Source organism: Amycolatopsis sp. NPDC051372, assembly GCF_040682095.1.
Taxonomy (GTDB): Bacteria; Actinomycetota; Actinomycetes; order Mycobacteriales; family Pseudonocardiaceae; genus Amycolatopsis.
The window spans coordinates 56,993-70,885 of record NZ_JBFBAF010000019.1 but is presented as its reverse complement, the minus strand read 5'-3'; the positions used below and the strand labels follow the sequence as shown (position 1 = coordinate 70,885).

Sequence of the window (13,893 nt, the reverse complement as noted above, 5' to 3'; positions counted from 1 at the left end):
TCTACAGGTGTAGAGTCCTCTACAGACGTAGAGGAGGCGGTCATGCGACACGCGGTCGTGATCGGCGGCGGCATCGGGGGACTGTGCGCGGCGATCGGCCTGCACCGCACGGGCTGGCGAGTCACGGTGTACGAGCGCGCGCCGGAGCTCACCGGCATCGGCGCCGGGATTTCGATCTGGCCCAACGCGCAGCGGGCGCTCACGGAGCTGGGTGTCGAGGCGCCGCTGAGCCCGCAGCGCGACGGCGTCCTGCTCGACCCTCGCGGCCGGCGGCTCGCGGGCTGGGACATGAGCGCGTACGTCCGGCGCTACGGCCTGCCGCTCGCCGCGATCCACCGGGCGGACCTGATCGAGGCCCTGTGCTCGGTGCTGCCGGAGTCGAGCCTGCACACCGGCGTCGAGGTGCTCTCCGCCACGCCCGACGGCGTCGTCCACCATCCGAGCGGCTCGATCCGCGCCGACCTGGTCGTGGCCGCCGACGGCATCCACAGCCCCGTGCGGCAATCCCTGCACCCGCACGCTCGCCTCGCCTACAGCCGTGGCACGGCGTTCCGTGGCATCGCCGAGGTGCCGTCACGCTTGAGCACCGCTTGGGGCCGCGGCACGGAAGTGGGGATCCTGCCCCTGCTCGACGGGCGCGTGTACTGGTGGATCGCCGAGGCCCGCCCGGAAGGCCTCCGGCACGAGGACGTTCGCGCCTACCTGCTGGACACCTACGGCGACTGGCACGCCCCCGTGCGCTCCCTGATCACCGCGACGCCGGAGATCCTCCACCACGACCTCTACCACCTGGCCACCCCGCTGCCGACCTACGTCGCGGGTCGCCTCGCCCTCCTCGGCGACGCCGCCCACGCCATGCCGCCGTACCTCGGCCAAGGCGGCTGCCAGGGCATCGAGGACGCGGTCGTGCTGGCGGCTGCTTTGGCTTCGACCTCCGATGTGGCCGCGGGCCTGCGCGAGTACGACGCGATGCGCCGGGCGCGGAGCCAGCGCGTCTGGCGGACGTCGATCCGGGCGGGCTCGCTGGGGCCGCTGCTGCGCAACCCGGTCGGGGCCGCCGTGCGCACCGCGGTGCTGCGACTGGCTCCGCCGTCGGCGATGGCTCGGGCGGAGAGCTGGATCAACGACTGGACCCCGCCGCGGCTGCCCCGCCCGGCTGACCTGTCGTAGGCGCCGTTACTCCGCTTCTCCCCCGACCAACCCCGCTTCGAAGGCCGTGATCGCCGCCTGGACGCGGTTGCGCGCGCCCAGGCGGGTGAGGATGGTGCTGACGTGGGCTTTGACCGTGCCTTCGACGACGAACATCCGCGAGGCGATGTCGGCGTTGGACAGGCCCGTCGCCAGGAGGGTCAGGACTTCGCGTTCGCGGGCCGTCAGAGCGGCGATGCGGTCGCGCGCCGCGGCGCCGCGGGTGAGGGCGCCGCCGGAGAGGCGGGCGATGACGCGGGACGCGACTTTCGGGGAGAGGAACGCGGCGCCGTCCGCGACGGCGTGGATGCCGGAGAGCAGTTCGCGCGGGTCGCCGGCCTTCAACAGGAACCCGCTGGCGCCGAAGCCCAGGGCGCGTTCGATGTAAGCGTCTTCGCCGAACGTCGTCAGGATGATCACGCCGACGTCCGGCAGCACGCGGCGGATCTCGGCGCCCGCGGCGAGGCCGTCGAGCACCGGCATGCGGATGTCGAGCAGCACCACGTCGGGGCGGGTGGCCAGCGCCTGGGCCACGGCTTCGCGGCCGTCGCAGGCCTCCGCGACGACCTCGATGTCCGCGTCGGCCGCCAGGATCGCAGCAACACCAGCGCGGATCATGGCCTCGTCGTCGGCCAGCAGCACCCGGATCACGGTTCGTCCTCACTGTAGAGATCCTTCGTCACGAGCCGGTCGCCCTCGAAGCAGAGCCGGATCGCGGCGTAGCGAACGTTCCACCAGCTGCGCGAAGTGCCGTAGTACTCGCACGTGCTCCCCGCGGGCTTCGGCGGCTCCCCGTACTGCGGTTTCGACAGCCTTTGCTGCGCAGGCAGCAGCGGCGCGATCGACGCCCGCGTCGCCCCGAGCCGGATCTGCTGGTAGACCCCCATTGACACCTGCGAGCCGTACCACTGCACGAGGAACGCCACCCCGCTTCCGCCGATCACCACGCCGAACAACGCCAGCGGGATCACGATCGCCTGCACCAGGCTGCGCCGCACGTCGCGCCGCGCCAGCTCCCACTCGCGCGCCGACTCGGACTGCTCGACGTCGGCGCCGTCCTCCGGAGCCGGCCCCGGAGCGGAGTCGTGCGGCAGCGTGGCCACGACCTCGAAGCCGCCGTCCGCGTTGGGTCCCGCCCGCAGCGCACCCCCGACCAGCCGCACGCGTTCGCGCAGCCCGATCAGCCCGCGTTTACCCGACGCCCCCGGCAACGGACCCGCGGGCGGCCGCGCGTTCCCCACCCGGATCTCGGTGCTCGCCGGCGAGCTGAGCACCCGCACGGTCACGGCCGCGCCCGGCGCGTGCTTGGCGACGTTCGTCACCGCCTCCTGAATCACGCGGTAGGCCGCCCGCGCGACCATCGGCGGCGTCGCCTCGAGACTGTCCACTTGCGACTCGATCAGCAGCCCCGACGCGCGGGCCCGCTCCAGCAGCTCCCCCAGGTCACCCTGTACGGGCTCGATGGGCGCCGCGTCCTCCCGCAGCACACCGATGATCTGGCGCAGCCGCTCGGTCGCCGTCGCGGCGTTGGCGCGCAGGTCACCGGCCGCGGCGCGCTGCGTGTCGTCGAGACCACCCGCCACTTCGAGAGCGGCGGCGCGCACGGCGATGAGGCTCAGCTCGTGGCCCAGGGAATCGTGCATGTCGCTGGCGATCCGCGCGCGTTCACGCAGCCGGGCCTGGTCGGCGACGAGCTGCTGGCGGCTCTCCATCTCCTCCGCCCGCCGCCACCCCGCGCGCGCCAGCTCACGCCGCAGCCGCACGTGGCGCCCCAGCAGCCACGGCGCGACCCCCGCGAACGCGAGCACCCCCAGCATCGCGCCCCACGCGCCGAACCCCGCCGAGGGCAGCACCAGCGCCACGGGCAGTCCGGCCAGCGCGATCCCCGAACACGTCAGCACGGCCACGCGCACCTGCGTCATCCGCAGGCCGGCGAGGTACCCCACGGTGACCATGAGGAAGACCTCCCACACGGCCACGCGCCCGCCCCAGCCGAACGCCACCACCACGGCCGTGGCCATCGTGACGATCAGCGACACCGCCGGCAGCCGGCGCCACGCCGCGACCGACACGGTGGTGGCGGCCAGCCCGAAGATCAGCTCCCACGGGTTTGGGTTGTTCGAGGCGTCGATCGCGACGACGCCGGACAGGAAGACCCAGAGCAGGACGTCGAGCACCACCCGCCACCTGCGCCTGGTCACCTCCCTCATGGGCGCTGACGCTACAAGGCCCACGGCGGCGGTCACCACTGTCGAAAGTCAACCGCTGAGGCATGATGGCTCACCATGGCTGAGCGCACACTCGCCGAGCAGCTCGGCGGCCCCCTGCCCGACGGCATCGAAGCCCTGCCCGAGGACGCGCGGCAGGACCTCGCCGCCGCGTTGCGCGACGCGCGGCACCGGCAGGCCAAAGCCCTCGCCCAGGCGGGTGAGGACGGGCTCAAGTACGTGCCGGCGCTCCTGCGCGGCGCCGTACGCAAGGCGGTCGGTCTGTGAACCCGGAAATCCTCAAGCTCGCGCGCGTGCTCGACGTCGAGCCCGAACGGCTGGCCTACCTCGCCGACGTGGACGTCGCCGACCTGCAGCTGTTCCGCGAACAGGTGACGACCACGCTGTTCGACGCGAACCTCGTGGTGCTCGAACGGATGGCGCTGGCCAGCCGGCTGCTGCCCGCGCCCGTGGTCGCGAAGATCGCCGAGAAGGTGTTCGGACCACTGCTGTGCGCGCGGATCGCCGGGCTGGTGGACGTGTCGCGCGGCGTGGACGTCGCGAAGCGGCTGCCGCCGAAGTTCCTCGCGTCGGTGGCCGCGGAGCTGGACCCGCGGCGCGCGACGTCGATCATCACGCGCATCCCGTTCGACACCGTGGTCGCGGTGGCCGCGGAGCTAACGCGTCGGGAGGACTGGATCACGCTCGGCCGGTTCGTCGGGCACCTGCCGGACCCGACCGTGCGGCGCAGCCTCGCCGTGCTCGAGGACGCCGCGCTGCTGCGCACCGCGTACGTCCTGGACGACAAAACGCGCATCGACCACGTGATGGGCCTACTGCCCGAGGGCCGGCTCCCGCGGCTGATCCGCGCGGCCGGCGCCGACGAATCGCTGTGGGAGCCGGCGCTCGACGTATTGGCCAACATGGGGAAAGCTCGCCGGGAAGCGGTGTTCCCGCTTCTCGACGAGCTTCCGGACGAACTACGCGGCCGCGCTCAGGCGGCGATCAAATAAATCCCGTACGCGACCACCGCGGCGCACACGGCGAAGCACACGATCGAACCCGTGAACGCCGCGACGCCGGAGCCGCCTTGTTCACGCGCGGTTTCGCGCGCCGAAAGCCCGCGGATGCCGTAGGCGAACAGCACCGTGAGCACCACCGCCGCGGCCAGCGCGACGACGAAGACGGTGCCGAGGGCACCCCAGTCGATGTCCATGTCCGCTCCCTCAGGCCGCGACCGGAGCGGCCTTGGCGGCGTCCGGCTCGTCGTTGACGGTGTTGGCGCTCACGGGGTTGCGGCGCGACGCGAGCCAGATGCCCAGCGCCACGAGCACCCCGACGGCGCCGATGAGGATCGTGCCCCAGCTGCCGCGGGTCGAGACCGCCGCCGCAATGGCGCCGACGATGGCGGCCGCCGGCAGCGTGAGCACCCAGGCGATGACCATCTTGCCCGCGACGCCCCAGCGGACCTCCGCGAGCTTGCGGCCGAGGCCCGAGCCGATGATGCCGCCCGAGGTGACGTGGGTCGTCGACAGCGCGAAGCCGAGATGCGACGACGCGAGGATCACGGCCGCGGAACTGGTCTCCGCGGCGAAGCCCTGCGGCGTCTGGATCTCGGTGAGCTTCTTGCCCATGGTCTGGATGATCCGCCAGCCGCCGAGGTAGGTACCGGCCGCGATCGCGAGGCCGCACGCCCCGATGACCCACAGCGGCGGGTTCGAACCCGGCGCGAGCGTGCCGCCGGCGATGAGCGTCAGCGTGATGACACCCATGGTCTTCTGCGCGTCGTTGGTACCGTGCGCGAGCGAGACGAGGCTGGCCGAGAGGACCTGGCCGGTCTTGAAACCCTTGCCCACCACGCGTTCCTTGGCCGTCTCGGTGATGCGGTAGGTCAGGAACGTGCCGATGAGCGCCACGACCCCGGCCACGATCGGCGACGCGACCGCGGGGATCAGCACCTTCTCGACGACCTTGCCGAAGTGCACGGCGTCCGCGCCCGACGCGATCCACGTCGCGCCGATCAGACCGCCGAACAGCGCGTGCGAGGAGCTCGAGGGCAGTCCGACGAGCCACGTGACGAGGTTCCAGATGATGGCGCCGACGAGCCCCGCGAAAATCACCACCGGGGTGACCTTCGTGTCGTCGACGATGCCGCCGGAAATCGTTTTCGCGACCTCGATCGACAGGAACGCTCCGACCAGGTTCAGCACGGCCGAAATGGCCACGGCGATTCTGGGCTTGAGGGCTCCCGTGGCAATAGAAGTGGCCATGGCGTTGGCCGTGTCGTGGAACCCGTTGGTGAAGTCGAAGGCAAGTGCCGCGACGATCACCACCAGGACAATGAGGGAAAAGTCCATGGGCGTTTCTCCAACTCGGTGGTCGTGCTGTTGAGAAGCTACCCATCAACCGAGCGACGACTAATCTCGTACGAGTGGCCGCTGGTTGAACTCTGTGTAAACGAGTGCGCGCGCGGGCAGGTCCATTTCCCGCATTCACCTGGTGATCAACCGATCGACTAGCCAGGTTGGGTGAATCCGTGTTTGCACTGTTAATTCCCTATGTCGGAATCATGCGCTTTGGGGTGGTGCCAGCCCTACCCCGAATACTCCGGTGCAGCCCAGTGCTTCGGCGGCCGCCGGCTGCGACGGTGGTAGTCCCACGGCGAGAGGGGTCGCCCGGATGACCGCCACAGCAAGCGTTTCCACGTCCACTGCCACTGATGTGCACCGCCACCTCGGCTGGGCGCTCGCCGCCACCGTCGCGTCCGGCGTGCTGATCCACTTCGGGCTGGGGTTCGAACCAGTCGCCGTGCTGGCGTGGCTGGCGCCGCTGCCCGTACTTCTGCTGGCATCTCGCACGGGGGCGTGGGTGGCGAGCGCGGCGGCGTTCCTCGCCTACCTGGGCGGGAGCGCCGGCAGCTGGCACTACTTCCTGAACTCGCAGGCGGTGCCGGTGCCGGGCGCGCTCGCGATCCTGCTGGGGTCGCCGGTGCTGTTCGCGGCGACGGTGGCGCTCTTCCGCCGGCTCGTACGGGTGGGACGGCCGGTGCTCGCGACCGTCGCGGCGCCCGCGGTCTGGACCGCGGTTCTGTACGGCGTCTCGGTGGCCAACCCGTTCGGCGTGATGGGGACGTTCATGACCAGCCAGGGCGACCAGCCCGACGTGCTGCGCCTCGCGTCGGTGCTCGGCGGGTGGGGTGTGGAGTACCTCGTGCTGCTGGCGCCGGCGGCGCTCGCCGCGGTGCTCGCGCCCGGTGTCCGAGTTTCGGCGCGGGTCGGCATCACCGTGGTGACAGCCGCGGCGATAGGCGGCGCGTTGGTTTTCGGCGCGACGCCGGCTGCGGTTTCCGTGGGCCAGGTGCGCGTCGCGGTGGTGGCGCGCAGTGAGCCGGCGTGGGCAGCGGATCCGGATTCTCCTGCCGGCCAGCGCGTTCTTCAGTCCTATGTAGACGCTCTCATCGCGTTGCCGGCCGACGTCCGCATCGCCGTGCTCCCGGAAGCCGCGTTCGGCACCGACCGCGCCCGGCTGGCCGGCCTCATCGGGCCGTTGGCCGACGTCGCCCGGGCCAAGAACCTCCACGTTGTGACCGGCGCGATCGTGAAGGACCCCGGTCACCAGGCCTACAACACCGCCCTCGACGTGCCCCCGGCCGGCCCGACCGTCGAATACCGCAAGTGGCGCAACGGGTTCTCGCCCGTCACATCCGGCCACGACCTCGCCCGCCTCGCCGGGCAGCCCATCGGCCTCGAGGTCTGCATGGACGTCAACGGCCCGTCCCCCACCCGCGACTACGCCCGCACCGGCACCGGACTGGTGCTGATCCCCGCCTCCGACGAGGACGTCGACGGCTGGCAGCACAGCCGCACCGCCCTGCTTCGCGGCGTCGAGCACGGCGTGTCCGTGGCCTGGAGCGCCGCCCGAGGCAACTCGATCCTGAGCGACCCCCGCGGCCACGTCCTCGCCCAGACGCGCACCGGTCCGACCCCGATGGCCGTCGCAGTCGCCGACGTCCCCCTCGGCACGGGCGACACGCTCTACAGCCGCTTCGGCGACTGGTTCGCCTCGCTCTGCTGCCTCGCCGCCGTGGCCGGGCTCGTCTTCACCCGCGGACGCGCCACTCGCCCTTGAGGCGCCGCTCGCCTTTGATGGCAGCGCTCGCCCTCGAGGGCAGCGACCGTGCCCCAGCTCGCACTGGCGTTCCATGATCATCACGGCCTACGGTGAGAGCGTGAACTACCAGGGCACCCGCGTCACCCGCAGTGCGCTCCCCCGCTCCGCGACCGTGCGAGCGCACCGGCGAGCCAGCTGCGCGAGGTGACCCTGCGGGCCGGCGACCACCAGCACACGGCCCTCGCCGCGGGACCGGAGGACAGCGAGCCCGTCCTGCTGCTCCACGGCTGGCCCGAGTTCGCCGACTCGTGGACCGCCGAACTCCACACCCTCGGCGACGCCGGCTACCACGCCCTCGCCGTCGACCAGCGCGGCTACGCCCGCGAGGCCCGCCCGGCGGGCGTCGAGCGCTACTCCATCGACACCCTCGTCGCCGACACACTGTCCTTTGCGGACACGCTCACCACCGGCTCCGCGGCCCCGAGGCGCTTCCACCTCGTGGCCCACGACTGGGGTGGCATGGTCGCCTGGGTGTTCGCCACGCGGTACCCCGAGCGGCTCAAGTCGCTCACCGTGCTGTCCACGCCGCACCCCGGCGCGCTGAAGCAGGCGGCGAAGGACGAGGAGCAGCAGAACCACGACCTCGACTACGTCCGTTTCTTCCGCGCGCCCGGCGGTGTCGCTGAGGCGTCGATGCTGGCGGACGGCGCCGCTCGCCTGCGGGCGGCCTACGCGGGCCGCATCGCGGAGCACCAGGTCGAGCGCAACGTCGCGCGGCTCACCGAGCCGGGCGCCCTCACCGCGACGCTCAACTGGTACCGCGGCGCCACCGACGACGAGTTCACCGTCCCCGCCGGCCGCATCACGGTGCCGACGCTCTACGTGTGGGGCGCCCAGGACACCAAGCTCGGCCGCACGGCCGCCACGAACACCGCGGAGTTCGTGGACGCCGCCTACCGGTTCGAGGTCTTCGAGGACGCCGGCCACTGGCTGCCGGAGGAAGCGGCCGACCGCGTCAACCCGCTCCTGCTCGCGCACCTGTCAGCCCACAGCTGAGACGGTTGAGGCTTCATCCCATCCGCTCACCCCGCCGCCACACCGCGTGGGTGAGCGGCACGCCCGGCCGGTACGCCAGGTGTGTCACCGAAGGCGCGTCTAGCACGTGCACGTCGGCCCGCGCGCCCGGGCGCAGGTAGCCGACATCGTCGCGCCGCAGCGCCCGGGCGCCCCCGGCTGTCGCCGACCACACGGCTTCCCCCACCGTCATCCGCATTTGCAGCACGGCCGTGGTCACGCAGAACGCCATCGACGTGGTGTACGAGCTGCCCGGGTTCGCGTTGCTGGCCAGGGCGACGGTCGCGCCCGCGTCGAGCAGCCGCCGCGCCGGCGCCAGCGATTGCCTTGTCGACAAATCGCAAGCCGGCAGCAGCGTCGCCACCGTGTCCGACGCCGCCAGCGCCTCGACGTCCTCGTCACTCAGGTACGTGCAGTGGTCCACGCTCGCCGCGCCCAGCTCCACTGCGAGACGCACCCCAGGGCCCTCGCCGAGCTGGTTGCCGTGCACCCGTAACCCCAGCCCACGTTCGGCCGCCGCCTTGAGCACCCGAGCCGACTGGGCCTCATCGAACGCCCCCGTCTCACAGAACACGTCGGCCCACCGCACGTGCGGCGCCACTGCGTCGAGCATTTCGCCGCACACCAGGTCCACATAGGACTCCGCGTCGGCGCCCGGCGGCACGAGGTGCGCGCCGAGATAGGTGACCTCGTCGGCCACCGTCGCCGCGATCCGCGCCGAGCGGGCCTCGTCGGCCACGGTCAGCCCGTACCCGGTTTTGGTCTCCAGACAGGTGGTGCCCTGCGCGGCCGCTTCCTCGACGTGCCGGCGCAGGTTCGCCGCCAGCTGCTCGTCCGACGCCTCCCGCGTCGCCCCGACCGTGACGGCGATTCCGCCCGCCGTGTAAGGCTTTCCGGCCATCCGCGCCTCGAACTCGGCCGTGCGGTCGCCGGCGAACACTAGGTGCGTGTGGCTGTCGACCCAGCCGGGCAGCACCGCGCGCCCCTCGACGTCCACGCGCTCGTCGGCTGCCGGCGCCTGCGCGGCCGGTCCGGCCCACGCGACGGCACCGCCGTCGAGCACCAGCGCCGCGTCGCGCAGCCGGCCCAGCTCGGGGTCGTTGGTGGTGAGCTCGCCGATTCCCGTGATCAGAATTGCCACAGCGCCTCGATCTCCTCGGCCAGTACGGTTTCCGGTCGCTCCAGGAGCACGTGCGCACCCTCGCGCACCACGTCACGACCCGCCACCACGACGTGCCGCACGTCCGCGGCCCCCGCCGCGAACACCACCCCGGACGGCTCGATCCCCGCCGTCCGCACGGAATCCAGCGCGACCGTGACCAGGTCCGCCCCGGCGCCGACGGCCAGCCGGCCCACCTCCGGCCACCCGACGGAAGCGTGGTCGGTGCCCGCCGCCAGCAGCTCGTCGGCGGTGAACCGGCCGCGTTCCTCGCTGGCCAGGCGGTCGTCCAGCTCCAGCGCGCGGGTCTCCTCGAACGCGTCGACCACCGCGTTGCTGTCGCTGCCGACGCCCAGCCGGACGCCCGCGTCGAGCAGCTGCCGCGCCGGGCCGATGCCGTCGCCGAGGTCGCGCTCGGTCGTCGGGCAGAAGCACGCGGCGGACCGTGCCTCACCCAGCCACTTCACGTCTTGGTCCGTCAGGTGCGTCGCGTGCACGGCGACGAGCCGCTCACCCAGCACCCCGTGCTCCTTCAGCAACCCGGTCGGCGTCCAGCCGTACGCCGCTTCGCACTGCTCGTTCTCCGCGCGCTGCTCGGACAAGTGAACGTGCAACGGCCGCTCGCCGGACACAGCCTGGTTCACGGTCGACAAATCGTCCGCCGGCACTGCGCGTACGGAGTGAATGGCCCCGCCGACGCGGAACAGTTCGTCCTCCGCCAGCGACGCCACGCGCGAAGCCCACTTCTCGGCCGAGCCGTCGGAGAAGCGCTGCTGCACCTCGTCCGGCGCCACGCCGATCCCGCCCGCGAGGTAACAGGTGTCCAGCAGCGTCAGCCGGATCCCCGCGTCCCGCGCGGCCTGGCGCAGCGCGTCGCCCATCGCGTTCGGCGACGCGTACGGGTGCCCGCCCGGCGCGTGGTGCAGGTAGTGGAACTCGCCGACGCTCGTGTACCCGCCGAGCACCATTTCCGCGTAGACGCCGCGTGCGAGCCGGTAGTACCGGTCCGGGTCGAGGCGCGCGGCCAGCGAGTACATCCGCTCGCGCCAGGTCCAGAAGGTGCCGCGCTCGTGGTGCGTCCGGCCCCGCAGCGCGCGGTGGAACGCGTGCGAGTGCCCGTTGGCGAACCCCGGCAGCGTGAGCCCGGCCAGGACGGTCCCGGACTTCGGCGCGCCCGACGTGACCGACGTGATCCGCCCGTCGCGCACCACGAGCAACACGGCTTCGGCGATCCCGTCGGGCAACCAGGCCCGTTCGCACCAGTACGTGGTCATCCCGCCAGCCGCTCCAGCACCCCGGCCAGCGCCCGCGCGCCGGCCTCCATGTCGTCGGCCTCGGCGAATTCCTCCGGCGAGTGGCTGATGCCAGTGGGGTTGCGTACGTAGAGCATCCCGGCAGGCACGAACCCGGCCAGGATCGCCGCGTCGTGGCCCGCTCCGGTCGGCAGCTCGGGCACCTCGCCGAGCCACTCCCCCAGGTCACGCCGCAGCTTCTCGTCGAACACGACGTCGTCGGAGTACGACTCGCGTGTGACGGTCAGCGAGCAGCCCTCCGCTTCCGCCGCGGCCCGCGCCGCGTGCGAAATGTCTTCGACGAGCTCCGGTGTCACCGTGCCGGGCACGCGCGCGTCGAGCCAGAGGTCCACAGTGGACGCGATGACGTTGGTGCCACCCGGCGTCGGCACGAGCCGGCCGACGGTCGCCCGCGCGTCCGCCCGCGTCTTCGCCAGCCGCCGCACGGCCACCACGGTCTCGGCCGCGGGCAGCATCGGGTCCACGCGGTCGGCGATCAGCGTCGCACCGGCGTGGTTTCCCTGGCCGGCGAACGAGAACCGCCACCGCCCGTGGGCGATCACCGTACTGCCGACCGCCACTGCCGACCCGAGGTCGATCAGGCCGCGGCCCTGTTCCACGTGCAGCTCCAGAAACCGGCCGATGAGCCCCAGCCGCTCGGGCTCCGCCCCGATCCGGTCCACGTCGAGACCGGACTTCGCGGCCGCCTCCCACAACGTGACGCCGTCCGGGTCCCGCAGCGCTCGCGCTTTGTCGGCGTCGATCGTGCCGGTCATCAGCCGCGAACCGAGGCAAGGCACACCGAACCGGCCGCCTTCCTCCTCGGCGAACACGACCACGGCGAACGGCTTGGCCGGCCGGACCCCCTTGGCCTGCAGCGTTTCCACGGCCGCCAGCGCGCTCGTCACGCCGAGCGGCCCGTCGAACGCACCGCCGCCCGGAACCGAGTCGAGGTGGCTGCCGGTCACCACGGCGTCCGGCCCCGGCGCGCCCCACCAGGCCCAGAGGTTGCCGTTGCGGTCGGTCTCGACCTCCAGGCCCAGCCGCTGCGCGCGTTCGACGAACCACGTGCGCAGGTCGTGCTCCGGCGCGTCGAACGCGTGCCGCGAGTAGCCGCCACGCTTCGCGTCGCGCCCAACGTCGGCGATCTCGCCGAGCAACTCGGATGCTGTATTCATACCGCCTCCGCGGGAAGAAGTACGTCGGCGGTCACGAGTTGTCCCGCATCGGAATTCGCACGCCACGCTCGTCGGCGACCTCGGCGGCGTGGTCGTAACCGGCGTCGACGTGGCGGATCACGCCCATTCCCGGGTCGTTCGTGAGCACGCGCTCGAGCTTCTGCGCGGCCAGCGCCGTGCCGTCGGCGACACTGACCTGGCCCGCGTGGATCGAGCGGCCCATGCCGACGCCACCACCGTGGTGGATCGACACCCAGCTCGCGCCCGACGCGGTGTTGACCAGCGCGTTGAGCAGCGGCCAGTCGGCGATCGCGTCGGACCCGTCGGCCATGGCCTCGGTCTCCCGGTACGGCGAGGCGACGCTGCCGGAGTCGAGGTGGTCGCGCCCGATCACCACGGGCGCCTTGACCTCGCCGCTGGCCACCATCTCGTTGAACCGCAGGCCCGCCAGGTGACGCTCGCCGTAGCCGAGCCAGCAGATCCGCGCCGGCAGGCCCTGGAACGCCACGCGCTCGCCGGCCAGCTTGATCCAGCGGGCCAGGGACTCGTTCTCCGGGAACAGCTCCAGCATCGCGCGGTCCGTGGCCGCGATGTCCTCGGGGTCGCCCGAGAGCGCCGCCCAGCGGAACGGGCCGTTGCCCTCGCAGAACAGCGGGCGGATGTAGGCGGGCACGAAGCCGGGGAAGTCGAACGCACGCTCGCAGCCGCCGAGTTTGGCCTCGCCGCGCAGGGAGTTGCCGTAGTCGAAGACCTCGGCGCCGGCGTCGAGGAAGCCGAGCATCGCGTTCACGTGGTCGGCCATGGACTCGCGCGAACGGTCGGTGAACTCGTCGGGCTTCTTGGCCGCGTAGTCGTGCCAGTCGTCCACGCTGACGCCCTTGGGCAGGTACGACAGCGGATCGTGCGCGGAGGTCTGGTCGGTGACGATGTCGACCTCGACGCCGCGGCGCAGCAGCTCCGGCAGCACCTCCGCGGCGTTGCCGACCACGGCCACCGACAGCGGCCGGCGCTCCTTCTTCGCCGCGGTGACCCGTTTGATGGCGTCGTCGAGGTGGTCGGCCACCTCGTCGAGGTAGCGCGTCTCGACGCGGCGGTGCGCGCGCTGCGGGTCGCACTCGACGACGAGCGCCACGCCGTCGTTCATGGTCACCGCGAGCGGCTGCGCGCCACCCATTCCGCCGAGGCCCGCGGTCACGGTGAGCGTGCCGCGCAGGGTACCTCCGAACTTCTTCTTCGCCACGGCGGCGAACGTCTCGTAGGTGCCCTGCAGGATGCCCTGCGTGCCGATGTAGATCCACGAACCGGCCGTCATCTGGCCGTACATCGTGAGGCCCTGCTGCTCCAGGCGGCGGAACTCGGGCCAAGTCGCCCAGTCGCCCACCAGGTTCGAGTTCGCGATCAGCACACGCGGCGCCCACTCGTGCGTGCGGAACACGCCGACCGGCTTGCCCGACTGCACGAGCAGCGTCTCGTCATTGTCCAAAATGGTCAGTTCACGCGTGATCGCGTCGAAGCTCGGCCAGTTGCGCGCGGCCTTGCCCGTGCCGCCGTAGACGACCAAATCCTGGGGCCGCTCGGCAACCTCAGGGTCCAGGTTGTTGTGGAACATCCGCAGCGCGGCTTCGGTCTGCCACGACTTCGCGGTGAGCTGGGTGCCGCGGGCGGCACGGACGATGCGAGACATT

At 72.0% G+C, this 13,893-nt stretch carries 13 protein-coding genes; 5 read left to right on the top strand and 8 right to left on the bottom strand.

Going from position 1 to position 13,893, the window contains the following annotated elements:
- Positions 1-42 precede the first annotated feature (42 nt).
- On the top strand, positions 43-1,170 hold the full coding sequence (locus AB0M56_RS27315) for an FAD-dependent monooxygenase (RefSeq protein WP_364180624.1): 1,128 nt from the start codon (positions 43-45) through the stop codon (positions 1,168-1,170).
- Positions 1,171-1,176: 6 nt separating this feature from the next.
- Here the strand turns inward: AB0M56_RS27315 and AB0M56_RS27310 are convergent, their stop codons facing one another.
- The gene (locus AB0M56_RS27310; RefSeq protein ID WP_364180623.1) at positions 1,177-1,839 is read right to left on the bottom strand and encodes a response regulator transcription factor; all 663 of its coding nucleotides are present in this window, start codon (positions 1,837-1,839) and stop codon (positions 1,177-1,179) included.
- A complete protein-coding gene (locus AB0M56_RS27305) occupies positions 1,836-3,398 on the bottom strand; it encodes a histidine kinase (RefSeq protein ID WP_364180621.1) in 1,563 nt (520 codons plus the stop codon). The genes AB0M56_RS27310 and AB0M56_RS27305 overlap by 4 nt, the downstream gene beginning before the upstream one ends.
- 75 nt (positions 3,399-3,473) lie before the next feature.
- On the opposite strand from AB0M56_RS27305, the gene AB0M56_RS27300 reads away from it, so the two are divergent.
- Both AB0M56_RS27300 and AB0M56_RS27295 read left to right on the top strand, forming a co-directional pair.
- Entirely contained in the window at positions 3,474-3,683 is a 210-nt protein-coding gene (locus tag AB0M56_RS27300) for a hypothetical protein (protein WP_364180619.1), read from the top strand.
- Positions 3,680-4,408 (top strand): hypothetical protein, encoded by a 729-nt coding sequence (locus tag AB0M56_RS27295; protein ID WP_364180617.1) that lies wholly within the window; start codon positions 3,680-3,682, stop codon positions 4,406-4,408. The genes AB0M56_RS27300 and AB0M56_RS27295 overlap by 4 nt, the downstream gene beginning before the upstream one ends.
- Here the strand turns inward: AB0M56_RS27295 and AB0M56_RS27290 are convergent.
- Together AB0M56_RS27290 and AB0M56_RS27285 are read right to left on the bottom strand one after the other, a co-directional pair.
- The gene (locus AB0M56_RS27290) at positions 4,390-4,611 is read right to left on the bottom strand and encodes a hypothetical protein (RefSeq protein WP_326568648.1); all 222 of its coding nucleotides are present in this window, start codon (positions 4,609-4,611) and stop codon (positions 4,390-4,392) included. The two genes, AB0M56_RS27295 and AB0M56_RS27290, sit on opposite strands and share 19 nt — an antisense overlap.
- A gap of 10 nt (positions 4,612-4,621) precedes the next feature.
- Positions 4,622-5,752: an inorganic phosphate transporter gene (locus AB0M56_RS27285; RefSeq protein ID WP_364180615.1), complete on the bottom strand. Its 1,131-nt coding sequence runs from the start codon at positions 5,750-5,752 to the stop codon at positions 4,622-4,624.
- Positions 5,753-6,074: 322 nt separating this feature from the next.
- Here AB0M56_RS27285 and AB0M56_RS27280 point away from each other — a divergent pair, with 322 nt between their 5' ends.
- Positions 6,075-7,523, top strand: coding sequence for a nitrilase-related carbon-nitrogen hydrolase (locus AB0M56_RS27280; RefSeq protein ID WP_364180613.1), 1,449 nt, complete (start codon positions 6,075-6,077; stop codon positions 7,521-7,523).
- Between the two features lie 186 nt (positions 7,524-7,709).
- The gene (locus tag AB0M56_RS27275) at positions 7,710-8,561 is read left to right on the top strand and encodes an alpha/beta hydrolase (RefSeq protein ID WP_364180611.1); all 852 of its coding nucleotides are present in this window, start codon (positions 7,710-7,712) and stop codon (positions 8,559-8,561) included.
- Between the two features lie 13 nt (positions 8,562-8,574).
- Here the strand turns inward: AB0M56_RS27275 and hutI are convergent, their stop codons facing one another.
- Genes hutI through hutU form a run of 4 tightly spaced genes read right to left on the bottom strand, consistent with a single transcriptional unit; the run spans position 8,575 to position 13,892 of the window.
- Complete coding sequence (gene hutI / locus AB0M56_RS27270; RefSeq protein ID WP_364180610.1) at positions 8,575-9,720, bottom strand: imidazolonepropionase; 1,146 nt, start codon at positions 9,718-9,720, stop codon at positions 8,575-8,577.
- Positions 9,708-11,012, bottom strand: a complete 1,305-nt coding sequence (locus AB0M56_RS27265) for a formimidoylglutamate deiminase (protein ID WP_364180608.1) — start codon at positions 11,010-11,012, stop codon at positions 9,708-9,710. Before AB0M56_RS27265 ends, hutI begins: the two co-directional genes overlap by 13 nt.
- Entirely contained in the window at positions 11,009-12,208 is a 1,200-nt protein-coding gene (locus tag AB0M56_RS27260) for an allantoate amidohydrolase (protein ID WP_364180606.1), read from the bottom strand. Before AB0M56_RS27260 ends, AB0M56_RS27265 begins: the two co-directional genes overlap by 4 nt.
- 31 nt (positions 12,209-12,239) lie before the next feature.
- On the bottom strand, positions 12,240-13,892 hold the full coding sequence (gene hutU / locus AB0M56_RS27255) for a urocanate hydratase (RefSeq protein ID WP_364180604.1): 1,653 nt from the start codon (positions 13,890-13,892) through the stop codon (positions 12,240-12,242).
- Between the last annotated feature and the right edge of the window lies 1 nt (position 13,893).

Bases quoted from the DNA above. Each gene is read 5' to 3' on its own strand.
- AB0M56_RS27290 (WP_326568648.1), bottom strand. From the start codon at position 4,611: ATGGACATCGACTGGGGTGCCCTCGGCACCGTCTTCGTCGTCGCGCTG.
- AB0M56_RS27285 (WP_364180615.1), bottom strand. From the start codon at position 5,752: ATGGACTTTTCCCTCATTGTCCTGGTGGTGATCGTCGCGGCACTTGCC.
- AB0M56_RS27305 (WP_364180621.1), bottom strand. From the start codon at position 3,398: ATGAGGGAGGTGACCAGGCGCAGGTGGCGGGTGGTGCTCGACGTCCTG.
- AB0M56_RS27260 (WP_364180606.1), bottom strand. From the start codon at position 12,208: ATGAATACAGCATCCGAGTTGCTCGGCGAGATCGCCGACGTTGGGCGC.
- AB0M56_RS27300 (WP_364180619.1), top strand. From the start codon at position 3,474: ATGGCTGAGCGCACACTCGCCGAGCAGCTCGGCGGCCCCCTGCCCGAC.
- AB0M56_RS27280 (WP_364180613.1), top strand. From the start codon at position 6,075: ATGACCGCCACAGCAAGCGTTTCCACGTCCACTGCCACTGATGTGCAC.
- AB0M56_RS27315 (WP_364180624.1), top strand. From the start codon at position 43: ATGCGACACGCGGTCGTGATCGGCGGCGGCATCGGGGGACTGTGCGCG.
- hutU (WP_364180604.1), bottom strand. From the start codon at position 13,892: ATGTCTCGCATCGTCCGTGCCGCCCGCGGCACCCAGCTCACCGCGAAG.
- AB0M56_RS27265 (WP_364180608.1), bottom strand. From the start codon at position 11,012: ATGACCACGTACTGGTGCGAACGGGCCTGGTTGCCCGACGGGATCGCC.